Genomic DNA, 18653 nt, shown 5'->3' on the forward strand with positions numbered 1-18653 from the left:
CCGTGCGGCGACGGCGAAGGTCCGGCGCACTCCTGTGCGCTCTGTCGGCAGGCGCCGGGCAGGGCTACCGTCGCGTCGAAAACCGCGCTGGAACCGGCGCGGACCAGAGAGAAGGGGCGGGCCATGGCAGCAGGCGGTGAAGAGAACGACCGGCAGACCGGCGACGGCGAGGTCGGCGGACCGTACTCCCGTGCGGGCGAACCCGGCAATCCAGCGCCGGAAGACGACGGCACCACCGATCCGGACGCCGAGGACCGATGATGGCGCCCGCGCAGGACGTGCGGGAGGAATGCGTGCGAGAGATGGATGCCAAGCGCGGCTTCGGCACCATGTGGCTGCGCGAGGCGTTCCTCGCCGTGCCCCGCGAGCACTTCGTGCCCGACCGGGTGTGGTGGCCCGACCCCGGCCCGGACGGCCGCTGCCCGCTCCTCGACCGTACGCGAAAGCCCCGCTCCTGGCTCAAGGCCGTCTATCTGCCAGGGGTGCCGCTGATCACGCAGATCGACGACGGTGCCGTACCCCCGGACGGTCCGGCCTCCGGCGCCTGGACCTCCAGCATCTCCTCACCCGGGGTCGTGATCGAGATGCTGCGGCACCTCGCCCTCGGTCCCGGCGATCGCGTGCTGGAGATCGGCACCGGCACCGGCTACAACACGGCGCTCCTCGCCCACCGCGCCGGAACCGGCCGTCTCACCTCGATCGAGATCGACCCCGAGGTCGCCGACCGGGCCCGCGCGGCCCTGCACGGCCTCGGCCTCCACCCGCACCTGCTCTGCGGCGACGGCGAGGACGGCCACCCCGGCGACGCGCCGTACGACCGGATCCTCGCCACCGCCTCCGTACGCCGCGTCCCCTACACCTGGATCCAGCAGTTGCGCCCCGGCGGCACCCTGCTCGTCCCGCTCGACTCCCCCTTCGGCCACGACCTCCTGGCGCTCCTGACCGCCGACGGCGAAGGCCGCGCCTACGGGGCTCCCGTGGCCCGCGTCGAGTTCATGCGCACCCGCGGCCAGCGCGGCGGGAGTGCTTCCTACACGGAGCTGGGCTGGCCCGAAGGGCTCGATCCCGAGCGGTGGGAGGACCTGCGCATCGAGGTCAGCGCCGACGGTCAGTGCGTCACGGCCGCGGACCGCACCGCCGGGCCCCTGAAGCGGCCCGGCCGGGGCGCGGGCTCCGGCGCCGTGTGAGACCTGTGCCGAGCGGTGCGGCTGCTGGTACGGCTGCTGCGGCGGCGTCTTCGACTGCGGCTGCCACGGCGTTTCGCCAGGGTCCGCCACCCCAACCCCGGCCTGACAGCCGGGCCCGGGCCTGCCACCCTGGGGCCGTGGCCGACGACGACTGCGCGGCGTGTGACGGTACCGGGCTGACCGACCACATCGAGCACACCGTCGAGACCGACCCGGACGGCAAACAGACCCCGCGCGAGCGCCGTTGGATGGGGCCGTGCAACACCTGCCGGGGCAGCGGCAAGAGCTAGCCGAGGAGCGCCATGCGTGACGTGTACATCTGCCTCGTCTGTGCCACACACTGCCTGCCGCCGGAGGCCATGCACTACGGGTCGCCCGACCAGCCCGCGAGCAAGGTCCACTGCCCGACGCCCTCGTGCACCGCCCGCGCCCGCGACATCATCCGCGCCACCGGCCTCAGCGAGGACCAGCTCGCCGCGCTCGCGCGCCGCGCCGCAGGACTGGAGGGCGAGCCCCGCACCCGGCGGACGGTACGGCCCGCACGCGGACGCCGCGCCACCTCCGCACCCCGCACCGCCCGCACCCGCCTCCTGTAGCGCGCCGCAGCGGCCGGGCCCCGGATGCGGCACACTGCCCTCGCCCCCCACACGCATCCCAGGGGGACCCATGCACACCCGCACCACTGCGGCCCTGCTCGCCGTCGTCACGCTCACGGCCACCGGCTGCTCGTCGTTGATGACCAGCACGCCCGAGCCCGACAGCCGGGTCCCGCGGCCGTCCACACCGGCCGGCCCCAGCAGCCCCCTCGACCTCGGCGATGCCTGAACCTGGCGCAACACCGAACTCCCCGCCACCGGCTACGCCTGCCACGCCCTCCGCCTCCGCGAAAAGGGCGAACGCATCACCGTCGACGGCACCCCGCGCGACTGCCTCTCCACCCTCCTCGCCCCCCGACACTGGTGGCACGCCCGCCACACCCGCATCGGCAAAGCCCTGCAACACGACGGCACCCCGTGAAGCCGCACAAAAATCAGCGCGGGACCCTACAGCGCGCACCACACCGGCCAACCGTCCCGCGCAACACCCCCGCGAACCGGCAACCCCCCGTTTCCTTCCGCACCCCGCGAAGGGGACCCGTCCCGCGCAACACCCCCGGCGAACGGGGGCACCCCGAAACGGCGAACCCCCCTGGGATGCCTACGCGCGCGGCGTCACCTTCGTGAGGCCGTTGATGATGCGGTCCATCGCGTCGCCGCCCGTCGGGTCCGTCAGATTCGCGAGCATCTTCAGCGTGAACCGCATCAGCAGCGGATGCGAGAGCCCCCGCTCCGTCGCGAGCTTCATGACCTTCGGGTTGCCGATGAGCTTCACGAAGGCGCGGCCGAGCGTGTAGTAGCCGCCGTACGTCTCCTTGAGCACCTTCGGGTAGGCGCGCAGCGCCAGTTCGCGCTGCGCCGACGTCGCCCGCGCGCTCGCCTGGACGATGGTCTCCGCGGCGATGACGCCGGACTCCATCGCGTAGGCGATGCCCTCACCGTTGAAGGGGTTCACCAGCCCGCCCGCATCGCCGACGAGCAGCAGCCCGCGCGTGTAGTGCGGCTGCCGGTTGAAGGCCATGGGGAGGGCCGCGCCACGGATCGCGCCCTGCATGTTCTCGGGGGTGTAGCCCCACTCCTCGGGCATGGACGCGCACCACGCCTTGAGGACCTCGCGCCAGTCGAGGTCCTTGAAGGACGCGGAGGTGTTGAGGACGCCGAGGCCGACGTTGGACGTGCCGTCGCCCATGCCGAAGATCCAGCCGTAGCCAGGCAGCAGCCGGTCCTGCTCGCCGCGCCGGTCCCACAGCTCCAGCCAGGACTCCAGGTAGTCGTCGTCGTGGCGGGGCGAGGTGAAGTACGTGCGCACCGCGACGCCCATCGGCCGGTCCTCGCGGCGGTGGAGGCCCATCTTCAGCGAGAGGCGCGTCGAGTTGCCGTCGGCCGCGACGACGATCGGGGCGTGGAAGGTGACCGGGGTCTTCTCCTCACCGAGCTTCGCCTCGACGCCGGTGATGCGGCCCGTACGGTCCAGGATCGGGTCGCCGACGTTGCAGCGCTCGTACAGCCGCGCGCCCGCCTTCTGGGCCTGGCGGGCGAGCTGCTCGTCGAAGTCGTCGCGCTTGCGGACGAGTCCGTAGTCGGGGTAGCTGGCCAGCTCGGGCCAGTCGAGCTGGAGGCGCTGGCCGCCGCCGATGATGCGCAGGCCCTTGTTGCGCAGCCAGCCCGCCTCCTCGGAGATGTCGATGCCCATGGCGACGAGCTGCTTCGTCGCACGCGGGGTGAGGCCGTCGCCGCACACCTTCTCGCGTGGGAAAGCGGTCTTCTCCAGGAGCAGCACATCGAGGCCGCTGCGGGCGAGGTGGTAGGCGGTGGTGGACCCCGCGGGTCCGGCCCCGACGACGATCACATCGGCGGTCCGCTCGGAGGTGACGGTCTCGGCCACGAGAACTCCCGCATCACTAGGCACTGGACGGTTGCAGTGTATGAGGCCCCGGCCACGGGGCATCTGAGTGCTGTCCCGGTGACGGGGCAGCGGTGCCGCCCCGGCGGCCGGGGCGGCAGGGGAACGCGGGGAACTACTCCCGTACGCCCCGGTGGAGGGCGACGATGCCGCCCGTGAGGTTGCGCCAGGCCACCTTGGCCCAGCCCGCCTGCTGGAGACGCGCTGCCAGCGCGGGCTGGTCTGGCCAGGTCTGGATGGACTCGGCGAGGTAGACGTACGCGTCGGGGCTGCTGGAGACGGCGCGGGCCACCGGGGGCAGCGCCCGCATCAGGTACTCCTCGTACACCGTGCGGAACGGCCCCCACGTGGGGTGGCTGAACTCGCAGATGACGACCCGGCCGCCCGGAGCCGTCACGCGCCGCATCTCGCGCAGCGCGGCGTCGGTGTCCTGGACGTTGCGCAGCCCGAAGGAGATGGTGACGGCGTCGAAGGAGCCGTCCTTGAAGGGCAGCTTCGTCGCGTCGCCCGCGGTGAAGGGCATCCAGGGGTGCCGCTGCTTGCCCTCGCGGAGCATGCCCTGCGAGAAGTCGCAGGGCACGGTGTAGGCGCCGGCCGCTGCGAAGGGCATCGACGAGGTCGCCGTGCCCGCCGCGAGGTCGAGGACCCGCTCGCCGGGCCTGGCGTCGACGGCCTGGGCGACCGCCTTCCGCCACAGCCGTGCCTGCCCGAGCGAGAGCACGTCGTTGGTCAGGTCGTATTTGGCCGCTACGTCGTCGAACATGGCGGCGACTTCATGCGGCTGCTTGTCCAGGGATGCGCGCGTCACGGGCTCATTGTGTCAAGCCCGCCGGTGGACGAGACGACCGCCCAGCACCGTGGCGAGACAGGCGCCGTCGGAGGCGAAGACGGCGAAGTCCGCCGGGCCCGCCGGGACGAGGGCACGGGGGCGCGGCGCGGGCAGCAGGCGGACGCCGGAACGCTCCACGGCGCGGCGCACCGGGTCCCTGGTGAAGTGCCCCGAGAGTGCTGTGGTGCCGGAGGCCAGCAGCCGCTGGAGGCCGCGTCTGGCGCTGGCGCCCCAGCGGGTGTCGGTCATCTCCAGCGCGGCGAGCGCGTCCCCTGTCAGGGGCTCGGTGCCGAGCGCGGCGGCCTCGCGCGGGTCCGGGTGGTACGCCTGCTCCAGCAGCGGTGCCGCGTCGGGTTCGTACCGCCCGGGGTCCAGGACGCCCGCCCACTCGCGGACGCGGGCGCGGTCGCCGTACGCCGCGTACAGCTCGGTGAAGGGGCCGACGGCGGCCAGCCTGCCGCCCTCGACGACGAGCGCGTGGCCCGCGTCCACCTGGCATCCGGCCTCGTCCGTGAGCCGGACGCCCGTTCCACGGTGCAGTGTCAGCACGGTGCGCCGTCCCCGCGAACCGGAACCACGACCGCCGTCCGGCCGCTCAGTTGGCCTCGACGAGGTTCAGCTCGGGGTGGGCCGTGCCGCCCTCGATGGCGGTGGAGGAGAAGTGGGACACGACGCGGTCGTCCACGGGGTCGTTCGCCGGGTCGTCGTGCACGACCAGGTGCTCGTACGTCGTGGCGCGCTGCGCCGGGACGCGGTCCGCCTTGCGGATGAGGTCCAGCAGCTCCATGCGGTTGGAGCGGTGCTTGGCCCCGGCCGACGAGACGACGTTCTCCTCCAGCATGACCGAGCCGAGGTCGTCGGCACCGTAGTGCAGGGAGAGCTGGCCGACCTCCTTGCCCGTGGTCAGCCAGGAGCCCTGGATGTGCGCGACGTTGTCGAGGAAGAGCCGCGCGATGGCGATCATGCGCAGGTACTCGAAGAGGGTGGCCTGCGTCCGGCCCTTCAGGGTGTTGTTCTCGGGCTGGTAGGTGTACGGGATGAAGGCGCGGAAGCCGCCCGTACGGTCCTGGACGTCGCGGATCATGCGCAGGTGCTCGATCCGCTCGGCGTTGGTCTCGCCCGTGCCCATCAGCATCGTCGAGGTGGATTCCACCCCCAGGTTGTGCGCCGTCTCCATGATCTCCAGCCACCGCTCGCCCGACTCCTTGAGCGGCGCGATGGCCTTGCGCGCCCGCGCGGGCAGCAGCTCGGCACCGGCACCGGCGAAGGAGTCAAGACCGGCCGCGTGGATGCGGCGGATGGCCTCCTCGGGCGTGACGCCCGAGATGCGCGCCATGTGCTCGACCTCGGAAGCGCCGAGGGAGTGGATCACGAGCTGCGGGAACGCCTTCTTGATGGCGGAGAAGTGCTCCTCGTAGTACTCCACGCCGTAGTCCGGGTGGTGGCCGCCCTGGAACATGATCTGGGTGCCGCCCAGCTCCACCGTCTCCGCGCAGCGGTGCAGGATGTCGTCCAGGCTGCGGGTCCACACCTTGTCGCTCTTCGGTGAGGCGTAGAAGGCGCAGAACTTGCAGGCCGTGACGCAGGAGTTGGTGTAGTTGATGTTCCGCTCGATGATGTACGTCGCGATGTGCTCCGTACCGGCGTAGCGCCTGCGGCGGACCGCGTCGGCGGCGGCGCCGAGGGCGTGCAGGGGTGCCGAGCGGTAGAGGTCCACCGCCTCCTCGGGGGTGATGCGCCCGCCCGCGGCGGCGCGGTCGAGTACGGACTGAAGGTCGGCGTTCTCGGGCACCGAAGCGTCCCTCCGAAGCTGGCTCGTGGATGTACCAGGACCCGACCAGCGTACGCCAGGGCTCCGACACCGTACGGGCCGGACCTGCGGGGACCCGGCGGGCGGGAGCGCCGCTACGGCTTCGCGCGGGTGAGGTCGGCCGTGGGGTTGCCGCCCCCCGCGTCGTCCGAGGCGTAGCGCAGCTCGTCGTCGCTGACCCTCGTGAGGGTGCCGGTCGACTCGGTCTCCGTGCACAGCTTCACCCCGAGCACCTCGGGCACCTTGCCGACGCTCTTCTCGCGCATGGTCAGCTTCTCGTCGGTGACCTTCGTGAGCGTGCCCGCCCACTTGCACTCCTTGTTCCCCGGCAGCGTCACCACAGCGCGTACGGCCTCGTCACCCACGCGTCCTTCACTGATCCGCACGGTGATCCTGCCGTTGGACATGTTCTTGCTGGTGCGGACCTCGCCCGTCCAGGTGCCGAGGAAGTCCCGCGCGACGGTTCCGTCGTCGCCGCCGCCCGCGTCGCCCTCGTCGCCCGGCTGCTGGCTGGCCGTGGGCGGCTGGCCCGCGCTGTCGGAGGCGCCGCCGCCCGAGCCGGGCAGGAGCTGGAAGAAGTACGCGCCGACCGTCACGGCCGCCAGCACGCAGGCGACCGACAGCACGACGGTGCAGCTCACCCGCCGCTTGCCGCGCCCCGCGCTCGCCGTGAGCGAGGCGCCGGTGGCGGGCGTCCCGGCGGGCGCCTCGGCGGGCGCCGGGCCGAAGGCGCCCTGGGGAGGGGCACCGGCCGGTGGCTGCTCGGGAAGCTGGGCGGGCGGCGGCACGGGTGGTGACGCGGGCGGGGCGTCAGGCCACTGCGACGAGGACGTGAACGGGACGGGTCCCGATCCGCCCGTAACGGGAACGGGCTCGACGGGCCCCGGGGGCTGACCCGGCTCCCCCTCCGGTTCCAGGTCCAGCAGTTCGACGGCGCTCCTGCTCACCCGCTCCACGACGGGCCCTGGCAGCCACCCCGTCCCCACCAGCGCGGACGCGCCGCCCTCCGCTCCGCCCGACAGCCGGTCCGCGATCTCCTCCGGCCCCGGGCGGTCCCCCGCCTCCTTGGCCAGACAGGCGGCGATCAGCTCGCGCAGCTCACCCGCGAGGCCGTTCAGCTCGGGTTCCTCGTGCACGACCTTGTAGAGCAGCGCCGCCGAGCTGTCCCCGGGGAAGGGGGTCACGCCCGTCGCCGCGTACGCGAGCACGGCGCCCAGCGAGAACACGTCGGAGGCCCCGGTCACGGCCTTGCCGAGCACCTGCTCGGGCGACATGTAGCCCGGTGAGCCGATCGAGACGCCGGAGGAGGTGAGGGAGGCGGTGCCGTCGGTGGCGCGGGCGATGCCGAAATCGATCAGCCGGGGGCCGTCGAGCGCGAGCAGCACGTTGGACGGCTTCACGTCCCGGTGCACCAGGCCGAGCCCGTGCACATGGCGCAGTGCCTCGGCGAGACCGGCGCCCACCGCCCGTACGGCGGTCTCCGGCAGCGGGCCGTGCTCCTCGACGGCCTGCTGGAGCGGCGGGCCCGCCACGTAGCCCGTCGCGACCCAGGGGACGCGCGCGTCCGGGTCCGCGTCCAGGACCGGCGCCGTCCAGTCGCCGCCGACGCGGCGCGCCGAGGCGACCTCGCGGCGGAAGCGCTCGCGGAACAGCCGGTCCTGCGAGAAGTGCGGGTGCACGACCTTGACCGCGACCGTACGGCCGCTCGCGCTGCGGCCCAGATACACGTGCCCCATGCCACCGGACCCGAGGCTCCGCAGCAGGCGGAACTCCCCGATCGCACGCGGATCGTCGGGCCCCAGCGGACGCATACCGTGCTCCCCCACCCTCTGGACTGTGGCCCACCAGCTTATTCGGCAGGCGGGAAGGGACGCGGGCCGTCGCCTCCGTCAGCGGAGGAGTTCCACCTTCACGTCCGGGGCGAAGCCGCTGGAGTCGCCCACGCGGCGGGCGAACTCGGTGACGCCCTCCAGCTGACGCTCCGAGAAGCGGAAGTCGAGCGTCGTGAAGTAGCGCTCCAGCACCGGCGGCTCGAAGACCTCGTAGCGCGCGGCGTGCTCGGCGACCTTGCCGATCTCCTGGAGGGAGAGGTCCCGCGAGGAGAGGAACGCCTTGTGCACCTCGTGCACGGTCTCCGGCTCGCGCGCCAGATAGTCCTTGCGCGCGGCCCACACCGCGAAGACGAACGGGAGGCCCGTCCACTCCTTCCACAGCTCGCCCAGGTCGTAGACGTGGAGGCTGTCCTCCGGCAGGTTGCGCAGATACGCACGCAGCCCGACGTCCCCGATCACCACTGCCGCGTCGGCCTCGGCCATCATCCGGTCGAGGTCGGGCGCGCACGTGTAGTAGTCCGGGGCCACCCCGAACCGCTCCGCGAGGAGGAGCTGGGCGAGCCGTACGGAGGTGCGCGAGGTGGAGCCCAGGGCGACGCGGGCGCCGTCCAGCTCCTCAAGCGGAACGCGGGAAACGATCTCGCACGACATCACCGGGCCGTCGCAGCCCACAGCGATATCTGGCAGTGCGACGAGATCGTCCGCATTCTTGAGGAATTCCAGCAGGGTGATCGGGCCGATATCGAGATCGCCGTTCACCAACTGTTCGCTCAGTTTTTCAGGGGTGTCCCGGGTCAGCTCCAGATCGAGGAGGGTGCCGGTGTGGACGAGGCCCCAGTAGAGCGGCAGGCAGTTCAGGAACTGGATGTGCCCGACGCGGGGGCGGGATCTCGGATGCGCAGTCACACTCCGGAGGGTACGCCTGGAGCCCGTCCGTGCCGGTCCGAGGGGGGCGTGGCCCCCGCCCGAGCGGGGATGGAGCGGGGATCTTGGACTCTTCCGCGCTGCCGGGACCCCATGCTAGGCTCGCCGCAAGTTGCAGTTTGGTTTCCCTTGCAGTACAGAGCCTGCGGAGCATGTGACCGCGGGCTCTCGTCGTTTTCAGACTTCTTAGCGGGGTTCTGGGAGCAGGGCGACCCTTATAGGCCCAGGGAGGGCTTATGGCTACCGGAACCGTCAAGTGGTTCAACGCCGAGAAGGGCTTTGGTTTCATCGCCCAGGACGGCGGCGGTCCCGATGTCTTCGTCCACTACTCCGCGATCAACGCGTCTGGTTTCCGCTCCCTGGAGGAGAACCAGGTCGTGTCGTTCGACGTCACCCAGGGCCCCAAGGGCCCGCAGGCTGAGAACGTCACCGCGCAGTGACTCGATAGCACCACCCAAGGAGCCCCCGCCAATGGCGGGGGCTCCTGCCTTTCCCTTCGCGGGTTGCGGAAGGAAACGCAGGGTTCCCCCTTCACCGGGTCGCGCCCCTTCACGGGGTGCGGGGTGAAGGCCGCACGGGGTGCCCGGTTCTTGTTGGGGTGCGCCCTGCCTGGGTGCCCCTTGGGGGCTCGTTCGCGTGCTGCGGGCCGGTGGCACGGGTTGTGCCCACCCGTCCCGCCTTGCGGGACGCTTGCCCACAACAGTTTTGGCGCCGTCGCCAGTGGGGCGCCCCCGGGTTTCGTGTTCGGCTGCCTGGCCGGTGGCTACGGCGCGGCGTGTGGTGACGGTGCGACGCGGCTGGCGCCGCGTGATTCTGGGTTGCGACCGTGGTTGTGGGGTTGCTGTGTGGTGGGGGTCGGCGCCGCGCCGGGGTGTCTCCTCGGGCGTAAAGGCCTCACTTTCGACTTTCCGCCGGTGACTTGCTCGCCCTGCGGGGACACCCCGCCACACCACCTCCCAGTCGCGGCCGACTCCCGGCCGGTGGCCTCAACCGTTGTGGGCAGGCGTTCCGCATGGCGAGGGGGCACCTCCCAGCGGTAGCTGGGGGAGGGTGGGCACAACCCACCCACCGGCCCGCAGCACGCCAACGAAACCCCAGGGGGCACCCCGGGGCTGCGCACCCCCGACAGGGGGTGTTGCGCGCGGACGGTCGCCCTGTGAAGTGGGGACCGCAGGTCCCGCGCCGGGGATGTGGCCGGGCTCAGCCGACCCGGAGCGGAAGCGGGTCACCGGCGGGACGGGGACGCGGTGGGGTGTCCCCGCAGGTCGAGACGAACGACGGTGGAAAGCCGAAAACGAAAGCTTCACGCCGAGGAGACACCCCACCGCGGCACCGGACACCCAAGAACACGTACCCCACACGGCCACCGGCGCAAGCCAAGAACCACGCGGCGCCAGCCGCGACGTACCCGCACCACACGCCGCGCCGAAGCCACCCACCCGCACCCGGAAACGGCGAACCGCCCAGCGCAGCGCCCCGCGCCCCCGTGACGCGGCACAAAAATCAGCGCGGGACCCTACAGTGCGCACCACACCGGCCGACCGTCCCGTGCAACACCCCCGTGAAGCGGGAACCCCCCGTTTCCTTACGCACCCCGCGAAGGGGTCTCGTATGAGGTGATGGCCGCGACCTTGGAGGCGGACGGGGACGTGGTGTCGAAGCGCTGGGTCAGCCATTCGTCCACGAGTGTGCGGGCGAGTTCGAGGCCGATCACGCGTTGGCCGAAGCACAGGACCTGCGCGTCGTTGCTGAGCACAGAGCGCCGCACGGAGTAGCTGTCGTGCGCGGTCACGGCGCGCACGCCGGGCACCTTGTTCGCGCTGATCGCGACCCCCAGCCCCGTACCGCAGATCAGCAGCGCCCGGTCCGCCTCGCCCTCGGCGACGCGACGTGCCGCCTCGACGGCGACGTGGGGGTACGCGGTGTGCTCGTCGGTGCCGACGCCGACGTCGGTGACCTCGGCCACGCGCGGGTCGTCCTTGAGGTCCCGCTTCAGGGCCTCCTTGTAGTCGAGGCCCGCGTCGTCGCAGCCGACGACTATCCGGAACGGGCGGTCCGGGGTGGTCTCGGTGGTGCCGGTGGCCATGGTGGTACTCCTCCAGTGAGCTGAACGCAGGGCGAGGGCAGAGCGACGGATCAGGCCCCAGCGGCCACAGCGCCAAGCACCGTCGCCAGGGACACCGCCCCCGGATCGGGCGTGCCGACGCTGCGTTCCGCGAGGGGGCGGGCGCGGCCGAGGCGCGGGCGCAGGGAGGCCGTCGCTTCGGCCGCCTCGCTGGCCGTCCGGGCGGCGGCGGTGAAGGCGTCGGCCGCGCCCGTACCGTCCCCGAGCTGCTGGGTGAACGCGGTCACAAAGGGCTGGAGCGCGTCGACGAGGGTTTTGTCGCCGACCTCGGCCTTGCCGAGCGCGGTGACGGCCCGGAGCGCGCTCTCCGCCGCCGCTGCCAGTTCCTTGGGTTCGGGCGCGCGGTCCGCGGGGAGCCCGGCGCCGAGGGCGCGCAGCCCTGCGCCCCAGAGCGCCCCCGAGGTGCCGCCCGCCTCGGCGGCCCACGCGTCGCCCGCAGCGGCCAGCAGCGCGGCGGGTGCCGCGCGTTCGGACCCGGCGCGCTCGGCTGCCGCGAGTGCCGCGTCGACGCCCTTGCACATGCCGCGCCCGTGGTCGCCGTCCCCGGCGATGGCGTCGAGTCGGCCCAGGACTTCTTCTTGTTCGTGCAGCACGGTGTGCGCGGTGCGCAGCGCCCGTACGGCGAAGGCGGAGGTGTCCGCTCCGGCGCCCTCCGCCACAGCGGGCGCGGGCGCGGGAGTCGCCGCGGACGCACGGGCCCGGGGGGACCTTGTCCGTACGTCCGCGGCGGGCCTGGTGGGAGCGGCGAGGGCGCCCCTGCGGTAGGCGGGGGTGTCGGCGGGCGCGAGCCAGAGCCGCTCCAGCTCGTCGTCGAGCCAGGTGAGGGTGAGGGAGCAGCCCGCCATGTCGAGGCTGGTGACCAGTTCACCGACCTCGGGCCGTACCGCTTCGAGCCCCGCCTCGGCCAGCAGCCTGGAGACGGTGGCCCACACGACGTACAGCTCCTCGTACTTCGTGGAGCCGAGGCCGTTGAGGAGGACGGCGACGCGGCCGTTCTCCGCGTCGGCGTCGGCGGGGCGTTCCTTGAGGAGCCCTTCGACGAGGGTGCGGGCGAGGTCGTCAGCGGTGGTCAGTTCGCTCTCGCTGACGCCGGGTTCGCCGTGGATGCCGAGTCCGAGGCCGAGCTTGCCCTCGGGCACGGTGAACAGGGGCTCGTCCTGGCCTGGGAGGGTGCAGCCGGCGAAGGCGACGCCGAGGGTGCGGGTGCGGGCGTTGGTGTGCTCCGCGACGCGGACGACCTCGTCCAGGGAGGCGCCCTCCTCGGCGGCGGCGGAGGCCGTCTTGAAGACGACGAAGTCGCCCGCTATGCCGCGCCGCTTGGTGGTGTCCTCGGCGGGGGCGCTGGCTATGTCGTCGGTGACGGCGAAGCAGCGGGCCGGTATGCCCTCGTCGGTGAGGCGCTGGGCAGCGAGGCCGAAGTTCATGACGTCTCCGGCGTAGTTGCCGAAGAGGAAGAGGACGCCGCCGCCGGTCTCGGCCTCGGTGGCGACCGAGTGGGCCTGCGCGGCGGAGGGCGAGGTGAAGATGTTGCCGATGACGGAGCCGTCGGCGAAGCCGGGCCCGACGACGCCGCAGAACGCGGGGTAGTGTCCCGAGCCGCCGCCCGTGAGGACGGCGACCTTGCCCCCGCGCGGGCGTTCGGCGCGGACGACGCCGCCGGGGACGGCCCGCACGTGCTCGGGGTGTGCTGCGGCGAAGCCGGTGACCATGTCGTCGGCGAAGCGGGAGGGGTCGTTGAAGAGCCTGGTCATGTCGTGCTCCATGCCTCGCGGGCCGTGGTGAGGGTGCGCAGGTAGGCGGCGTAGCCGTCCGCGTAGAAGTCCGTGGCCTCCGGGTCGGCGGTCACGGTGCGGCGGTGCGCGCGCCAGGCCTCGGCGTCGACGGGGGTGCCGAGCGCGTCCCAGGCGACCTGGGCGGCGCCCCGGATGCCGACGGCGTCGTCGGTGACGTGCAGATCGGTGCCGAGGACCCCGGCGAAGATCCGCGCCCACTCGCCCGAGCGGGCGCCGCCGCCGCAGGCGGTGACGGCGCGCGAGACGCCGAGGGTCTCCATGCAGTGCCGGGCCGAGTAGGCGACGGACTCGCATAGTGCCCGCACCAGGTCGGCGCGGCCCGTCGTCGGGGAGAGTCCGTCGAGGCGGCCCCGTGCGCGGGCGTCCACGAAGGGTGCCCGTTCGCCGCTCGCGGAGAGGAAGGGCAGCGCGGTGACGCCGCCCGCGCCGTACGGGGACTGGGCGAGCAGTGCGTCCAGTTCCTGGATGCGCACGCCCAGCAGCTTCAGCAGCCAGTCCAGTCCAGCGGTGCCGATCATGGCGGGCATGACCCGCAGATAGCGGCCCTCGTACGGGGTGGCCAGCAGCATCCCGGCCGGGTCGTCGCTGACCTGGGGCGCCGGGTCGTCGGTGAGGACCTGGCTGGCCAGGGTGGTGCCGATGATGAGGTTGCCCTCGCCGACCTCGGCGAGCCCGGAGCCGAAGCCGCAGGCGGGGATGTCGAACGGGCCTGCCGAGACGGGGAGCCCGGCGGGCAGGCCCAGTTCGGCGGCGACCTCGGGCAGCAGCGCGTGCAGGGTGCGGGGCGGCGCGGGCTCGGCGAGCAGGCGGCGGTGCGGGGCGAGGCCGCACAGGTCCAGCGCCTGGTCGTCGTAGGTGCGCGAGCCGACGTTCAGGAACGGCTGGCTCGCGTCGGAGGCGTCCACCGTGATCTCGCCGGTGAAGCGCTGCACGATGGCGTCGACGCAGTAGCCCGCCACGGCCGCGTCAGCGAGCCGCTCCGGCTCGTGCTTGGCCAGGTGGGCGAGGAGGGGCGCGGCGGAGCCGGGGAACATCCCGGCTCCGGTGCGCTGGTGGACGCGCTGGGCGACGCCGTCGGCGGTCCAGCCGTCCAGGATGTCGGCGGCGCGCCCGTCCATCCAGGAGAGCGCGCGCCCGACGCCGCGCCCTCGCGCGTCGCGCAGCCACAGCCCGTCGCCCTGCCCGGTGATGGCCAGGGCCTCGACGGGCTCGTCGGCGCCGAGCACGTGCGCGTCGGCGACGGCGGCCCGTACGACGGTGACGACCGTGCCCAGCACCTCTTCCAGGTCCTGTTCGACGCGCTGTCCCGGCAGCGTGTAGACAGTGCTGCGGGCCTCGTGCGCCGGGGTGGTCCGGCCGTCGCGCGTGATGAGCTGGGCCTTGGTGACCGAGGTGCCGACGTCCACCCCGACGATCATGAGCCCGTACCTCCGGCGAGCGCCTCGGGGTTGGCGAGGTGGCGCAGGGGCTCACCGCGCAGGAAGCGGGCCGCCTCGCCCGCGCTGATGAGCGCGGCGCGCTCGGCGGTCTGCCGGGTGGCGCCCGCGAGGTGCGGGGTGGTGATCACGTTGGGGGCGCTGTGCAGGGGCCAGTCGGCGGGCGGGGGCTCGATGTCGTAGACGTCGAGTGCCAGCGCGCCGAGGCGGCCCGACTCCAGCAGCGCGGGCAGCGGCGCGTAGTCGAGGAGGCCGCCGCGCGCGGAGTTGACGAGGACGGCGCCCTCGGGCAGCAGCTTGAGGTTGTCGGCGTTGAGCAGGTGCCGGGTCTCGGGCGTGAGCCGCGCGTGCAGGCTGACGACGGAGCTGGCGCGCAGCAGCTCGTCCAGGGTGACGAGTTCGACGCCGTCGGCCGCGGCCTTCGCCGGGTCGGTGTACGGGTCGGAGACGAGGACGCGCGCGCCGAAGGCGTTCAGCACGCGCGCGACGATGGCGCCGATGGCGCCGTAGCCGACGAGGCCGACGGTGGAGCCCTCGATCTCGCTGCCCGCGTTCTCGTACGCGTAGTAGTCGCCGCGCCAGACGCCGCGCTTGAGGTCGGCGTCGGAGACGGTGATGCGGCGCATCGCGTCGAGCATCAGGCCGATGGCGAACTCGGCCGCGGCTGCGGCGTTGCGCCCTGGGGTGAAGGAGACCGGGATGCCGGCGGCGGTGGCGGCGGCCAGGTCGACGTTGACGGGGCCGCCCCGGCAGACGCCGATCATGCGCAGCTTCGGGGCCGCCTCGATGACCTTGGCGGTGAAGGGCGCCATCTGCGTGAGCGCGATCTCGGCGTCGCCGAGCGCCTCGATGACCTGCTCCTCGGTGCCGCTGGCCTCCTGGACGCCGCCGACGGGCCCGAAGGGCTCGACGGGCCATCCGGTGCGCATCGTGCGGAAGTCGAAGGCGGTGCCGGGCGCGGCCTCGCGCAGCGCGTCGGCGAACAGTTCGGGGGCGACGAAGTCGTCACCGGAGACGAGGACCGTGGTCATGCCCGGTCACCTTCCTTCAGCTGACCGATGAGGTAACGGCGTACGGAGTCGTGGTCGGAGGCGGCGAAGGAGGCCCCTGCGAGGGCGTCCTCGGCCGGCGGGTACTGGGGGTTGGGGATGGCGACGACGGTCATCCCGGCGGCGGCTGCGGCGCGCAGCCCGTTGCTGGAGTCCTCGACGCCCAGGCAGCGCGCGGCGGGGACGCCCAGCTTGTCGGCGGCGGCGAGGTAGACGTCCGGGCTGGGCTTGCCGCGGGGGACCTCGGCGCTGGAGACAGTGGCCTTGAAGTGGTGGTCGATGCCGTGGTGCACGAGCACCGCGTCGATCACCCGGCGGGGCGCTGAGGAGGCCAGCGCGATGGGGGCGCGGGCCGCGGTCTCGGTGACCATCTCGCGGGCGCCTTCGAGGAGGTCGATGCGCCCGCCCTCCAGGGCGGCGATCATGCCGTCGACGACGGTGCGCTCGGTGTCCTCCGCGCTGTCGCCGCCCCCGGCGAACTCCGTGAGGAAGGTGGCCCATTCGGGGGCGCTCATGCCCTGGCAGCTCTTGGTCTGTTCCGGGCCCCACTGTGCGCCACGCTCCGCGGCGAACGCCGTCCACAGCTCTTCCCAGAGGTGCTCGCTCTCGACGAGCACTCCGTCCATGTCAAACACCACTGCTTCGGCCACGGCCGGTACTCCTTAACGTCGCGGTTTCAGCAAATTAACACCGTGACTGTTAGTTGTCACTAGGTGATTGGTAGGGCTAACCCCCTCCCGGTGATAGTTCGTGCCGGACACACAGGGCAGGATGGTGCGTATGACCGCCCAGGGAGCGCGCGCCACGCGCCAGAAACGACAGCAGATGATCATTGACCATGTGCTGGCACACGGGGACGCCAGCGTGGCCGAACTCACGGAGATGACCGGCGTCAGCCTCATGACCGTGCACCGCGACATCGCAGAGCTGGCCGACCGGGGCATTCTGCGCAAGTACCACGGCGGCGTCTCGGCCCAGCCGTCCACCGTCTTCGAGTCCAGCTCCGACTTCCGGCTGCACGCGCACCCCGGCGAGAAGGACGCGCTGGCGCACGAGGCGCTCTCGTTCGTCTCCCCGGGCATGTCCCTGATGCTCGACGACTCGACGACGGCGCTGGCCCTCGCCAGGCTGCTGCCGCAGGTCGGGCCCATGACCGTGGTCACCAACTACCGCCTGATCACCGAGGAACTGCGGGCCGCGGACGACATCAGGCTGATCTGCATCGGCGGCGAATATTCACGTACGCACGACTCCTGGATCGGCCTCCCCGCGCTGGAGATGATCAACAGCTTCTCGGTGGACCTGGCCGTGGTCTCCACCTCCGCGATGACCGCGACGATGACCTACCACCAGGAGCAGGAGATGGTCACGATCAAGCGCGCGATGCGCGAGGCGGGGGCCGTCAGTGTGCTGCTGATGGACCACAGCAAGGTGGGGCGCAACGCGCTGCACCGGCTGGAGGGTGTGGAGTCCTTTGATCACGTGGTGCTGACGGGCCCCGTCGAGGACGACCTCGTGAGCGGGATGCGGAAGCTGACGGACGTCCGGGTCGTGACCGGGGAGTGACGGGACCCGAGGGGAGGAGAGGGGAGGGTTAACAGAAAGCGCGGTTATTTTTAACAGAGGCCTTGATATTTCTCCCACTGAGGCTGAGGATCTGCGGTTGTCACAACGTGTACCTCAGAACGTGTACCTCAGAGTGGAGGCCGCAATGCCGGGACGTGCTGCGGATGCACCCGCGAAGGCGGGTGCCGGACCGGGAGCGGGGGCCGGAGGGCTGCTGGACCGGATAGGGCTGCCGAAACCCCTGCTGTTCGGCTACATCGGCGTCCTGCTGTTCATGATCGGCGACGGCGTCGAGAGCGGCTTCATCGCGCCGTACATGGCCGACCACGGCGCCGGTACGGACGTCCGCGCCGGTTACGTCATCACCGCCTACGGCATCGCCGTGATGCTGGCCTCGTGGTTCTCGGGCGCGCTCGCGCAGGTCTGGGGACCGCGAAAGGTGATGTGGGTCGGCCTCGTCATCTGGGCCGTGTTCGACGTGCTCTACCTCGTCGTCGCGCTCGGCGCCGAGAACTACCCGATGATGCTGGTCCTCTATGGCATCCGCGGCTTCGGCTACCCGCTCTTCGCCTTCGGCTTCCTCGTCTGGATCACCGACACGGCGCCCACCGCGCGCCTGGGCACGGCCGTCGGCTGGTTCTACTTCGCCTTCACGGGCGGCCTGCCCACCCTCGGCTCGCTCTGGTCCAGCCTGACCATCCCGGCCTTCGGCGAGATGGGCACGCTGTGGTCCGCGCTGGGCCTGATCCTGATCGGCGGCGCGTTCTCGCTGGTCGGGGCGCGCAAGCGCGCCGGCGGCGACCGGCTGGCCCCGCCCGAGGTGACCACGGGGCAGAGCCTGTTCAACAGCGTCTCCATCGTCTGGACCCACCCGCGCGTCCTGGTCGGCTGCCTGGTGCGGGTCATCAACACCGCGCCCGAGTTCGGGATGCTGGTCTATCTGCCGCGGATCTTCTCCGACGACGTGGGCTTCGGCACCGACAAGTGGCTCCAGCTCCTGGCGATCATCTACGGCACCAACATCTTCTTCAACCTCATCTTCGGCGCCCTCTCCGACAAGATCGGCTGGCGCACGACGATCGCCACGTTCGGCGCCCTCGGCTGCGCGATCAGTGTGACGGTCCTCTACTTCGTGCCCACCTGGCTGGGCCCGGACTACTACTGGGTCGCGGTCCTCGCGGGCATGCTCTACGGCGCCACCCTCGCGGGCTTCGTGCCCATCTCGGCGCTGATCCCGTCCATGGCGCCCGAGAACAAGGGCGGCTCCATGGCGCTGCTCAACCTCGGCGCGGGCGGCGCGACGTTCGTCGGCCCGGCCATCGCGAGCCTCTTCTTCCCGCTGGTGGGCGCGGGCGGCGTCACCCTGATCTTCATGGGCCTGTACCTGCTGGCGCTGGTGCTGACGCTGTTCCTGAAGCTGCCGGGAGAGGGGGCGGGGAAGCCGTCGGGGGACGGTTCCCCCGCGAAGACGGTGGCTCCGCCTGGCGGCAGCGCGGAGGCCGCGGCTCCGGCGGGCGCTCCGTAGCAGGGGCGCTGTGAGAACGCGTCCGGCTCTGTGATCTGTGAGCGGACACCAGGTGGGCGGGCCGACCGGTTGCGGAAC

General features: G+C 72.2%; 19 protein-coding genes. 8 read left to right on the plus strand and 11 right to left on the minus strand.

Annotated features, from left to right (window positions below; genetic code table 11):
- The first annotated feature begins 123 nt into the window (after positions 1 to 123).
- From ACWGJ2_RS16995 to ACWGJ2_RS17015, 5 genes are all read left to right on the plus strand, one after another.
- Positions 124 to 261, plus strand: coding sequence for a hypothetical protein (locus tag ACWGJ2_RS16995; protein ID WP_453346874.1), 138 nt, complete (start codon positions 124 to 126; stop codon positions 259 to 261).
- Between the two features lie 41 nt (positions 262 to 302).
- Positions 303 to 1187, plus strand: coding sequence for a methyltransferase domain-containing protein (locus tag ACWGJ2_RS17000; RefSeq protein ID WP_453346899.1), 885 nt, complete (start codon positions 303 to 305; stop codon positions 1185 to 1187).
- Positions 1188 to 1324: 137 nt separating this feature from the next.
- Positions 1325 to 1477: a hypothetical protein gene (locus ACWGJ2_RS17005; RefSeq protein WP_453346875.1), complete on the plus strand. Its 153-nt coding sequence runs from the start codon at positions 1325 to 1327 to the stop codon at positions 1475 to 1477.
- A 12-nt stretch (positions 1478 to 1489) separates the two neighbouring features.
- Positions 1490 to 1783: a hypothetical protein gene (locus ACWGJ2_RS17010; RefSeq protein ID WP_453346876.1), complete on the plus strand. Its 294-nt coding sequence runs from the start codon at positions 1490 to 1492 to the stop codon at positions 1781 to 1783.
- 70 nt (positions 1784 to 1853) lie between these two features.
- Entirely contained in the window at positions 1854 to 2012 is a 159-nt protein-coding gene (locus tag ACWGJ2_RS17015; protein ID WP_453346877.1) for a hypothetical protein, read from the plus strand.
- Positions 2013 to 2384: 372 nt separating this feature from the next.
- Here the strand turns inward: ACWGJ2_RS17015 and ACWGJ2_RS17020 are convergent, their stop codons facing one another.
- The 6 genes from ACWGJ2_RS17020 to ACWGJ2_RS17045 all read right to left on the minus strand — a co-directional run bounded on the left by ACWGJ2_RS17020 (position 2385) and on the right by ACWGJ2_RS17045 (position 9063).
- A complete protein-coding gene (locus tag ACWGJ2_RS17020) occupies positions 2385 to 3668 on the minus strand; it encodes a geranylgeranyl reductase family protein (protein WP_453346878.1) in 1284 nt (427 codons plus the stop codon).
- A 133-nt stretch (positions 3669 to 3801) separates the two neighbouring features.
- Positions 3802 to 4494, minus strand: a complete 693-nt coding sequence (locus ACWGJ2_RS17025) for a demethylmenaquinone methyltransferase (protein ID WP_453346879.1) — start codon at positions 4492 to 4494, stop codon at positions 3802 to 3804.
- Between the two features lie 12 nt (positions 4495 to 4506).
- On the minus strand, positions 4507 to 5064 hold the full coding sequence (locus tag ACWGJ2_RS17030; protein ID WP_453346880.1) for a hypothetical protein: 558 nt from the start codon (positions 5062 to 5064) through the stop codon (positions 4507 to 4509).
- A gap of 46 nt (positions 5065 to 5110) precedes the next feature.
- A complete protein-coding gene (gene mqnC, locus ACWGJ2_RS17035) occupies positions 5111 to 6307 on the minus strand; it encodes a cyclic dehypoxanthinyl futalosine synthase (RefSeq protein WP_453346881.1) in 1197 nt (398 codons plus the stop codon).
- Between the two features lie 113 nt (positions 6308 to 6420).
- Complete coding sequence (locus tag ACWGJ2_RS17040; RefSeq protein WP_453346900.1) at positions 6421 to 8136, minus strand: serine/threonine-protein kinase; 1716 nt, start codon at positions 8134 to 8136, stop codon at positions 6421 to 6423.
- A 78-nt stretch (positions 8137 to 8214) separates the two neighbouring features.
- Positions 8215 to 9063, minus strand: coding sequence for a menaquinone biosynthetic enzyme MqnA/MqnD family protein (locus tag ACWGJ2_RS17045; protein ID WP_453346882.1), 849 nt, complete (start codon positions 9061 to 9063; stop codon positions 8215 to 8217).
- Between the two features lie 254 nt (positions 9064 to 9317).
- Here ACWGJ2_RS17045 and ACWGJ2_RS17050 point away from each other — a divergent pair, with 254 nt between their 5' ends.
- Positions 9318 to 9521 carry a cold-shock protein gene (locus tag ACWGJ2_RS17050; RefSeq protein ID WP_453346883.1) on the plus strand — a complete coding sequence of 68 codons (204 nt, stop codon included), beginning with the start codon at positions 9318 to 9320 and terminating at the stop codon, positions 9519 to 9521.
- 1145 nt (positions 9522 to 10666) lie between these two features.
- Here ACWGJ2_RS17050 and ACWGJ2_RS17055 read toward each other — a convergent pair.
- Genes ACWGJ2_RS17055 through ACWGJ2_RS17075 form a run of 5 tightly spaced genes read right to left on the minus strand, consistent with a single transcriptional unit; the run spans position 10667 to position 16134 of the window.
- A complete protein-coding gene (locus ACWGJ2_RS17055) occupies positions 10667 to 11167 on the minus strand; it encodes a ribose-5-phosphate isomerase (protein ID WP_453346884.1) in 501 nt (166 codons plus the stop codon).
- A 50-nt stretch (positions 11168 to 11217) separates the two neighbouring features.
- Positions 11218 to 12957: a dihydroxyacetone kinase family protein gene (locus ACWGJ2_RS17060; RefSeq protein WP_453346885.1), complete on the minus strand. Its 1740-nt coding sequence runs from the start codon at positions 12955 to 12957 to the stop codon at positions 11218 to 11220.
- Complete coding sequence (locus ACWGJ2_RS17065; protein WP_453346886.1) at positions 12954 to 14417, minus strand: FGGY family carbohydrate kinase; 1464 nt, start codon at positions 14415 to 14417, stop codon at positions 12954 to 12956. The genes ACWGJ2_RS17060 and ACWGJ2_RS17065 overlap by 4 nt, the downstream gene beginning before the upstream one ends.
- Complete coding sequence (locus tag ACWGJ2_RS17070; RefSeq protein WP_453346887.1) at positions 14414 to 15466, minus strand: 2-hydroxyacid dehydrogenase; 1053 nt, start codon at positions 15464 to 15466, stop codon at positions 14414 to 14416. Before ACWGJ2_RS17070 ends, ACWGJ2_RS17065 begins: the two co-directional genes overlap by 4 nt.
- Entirely contained in the window at positions 15463 to 16134 is a 672-nt protein-coding gene (locus ACWGJ2_RS17075) for an HAD family hydrolase (RefSeq protein WP_453346888.1), read from the minus strand. Before ACWGJ2_RS17075 ends, ACWGJ2_RS17070 begins: the two co-directional genes overlap by 4 nt.
- A gap of 130 nt (positions 16135 to 16264) precedes the next feature.
- Here ACWGJ2_RS17075 and ACWGJ2_RS17080 point away from each other — a divergent pair, with 130 nt between their 5' ends.
- On the plus strand, positions 16265 to 17050 hold the full coding sequence (locus tag ACWGJ2_RS17080; protein WP_453346889.1) for a DeoR/GlpR family DNA-binding transcription regulator: 786 nt from the start codon (positions 16265 to 16267) through the stop codon (positions 17048 to 17050).
- A 145-nt stretch (positions 17051 to 17195) separates the two neighbouring features.
- Positions 17196 to 18575: an MFS transporter gene (locus tag ACWGJ2_RS17085; protein ID WP_453346890.1), complete on the plus strand. Its 1380-nt coding sequence runs from the start codon at positions 17196 to 17198 to the stop codon at positions 18573 to 18575.
- The last annotated feature ends 78 nt before the right edge of the window (positions 18576 to 18653 follow it).

This window comes from Streptomyces sp. NPDC054796, from assembly GCF_053611545.1.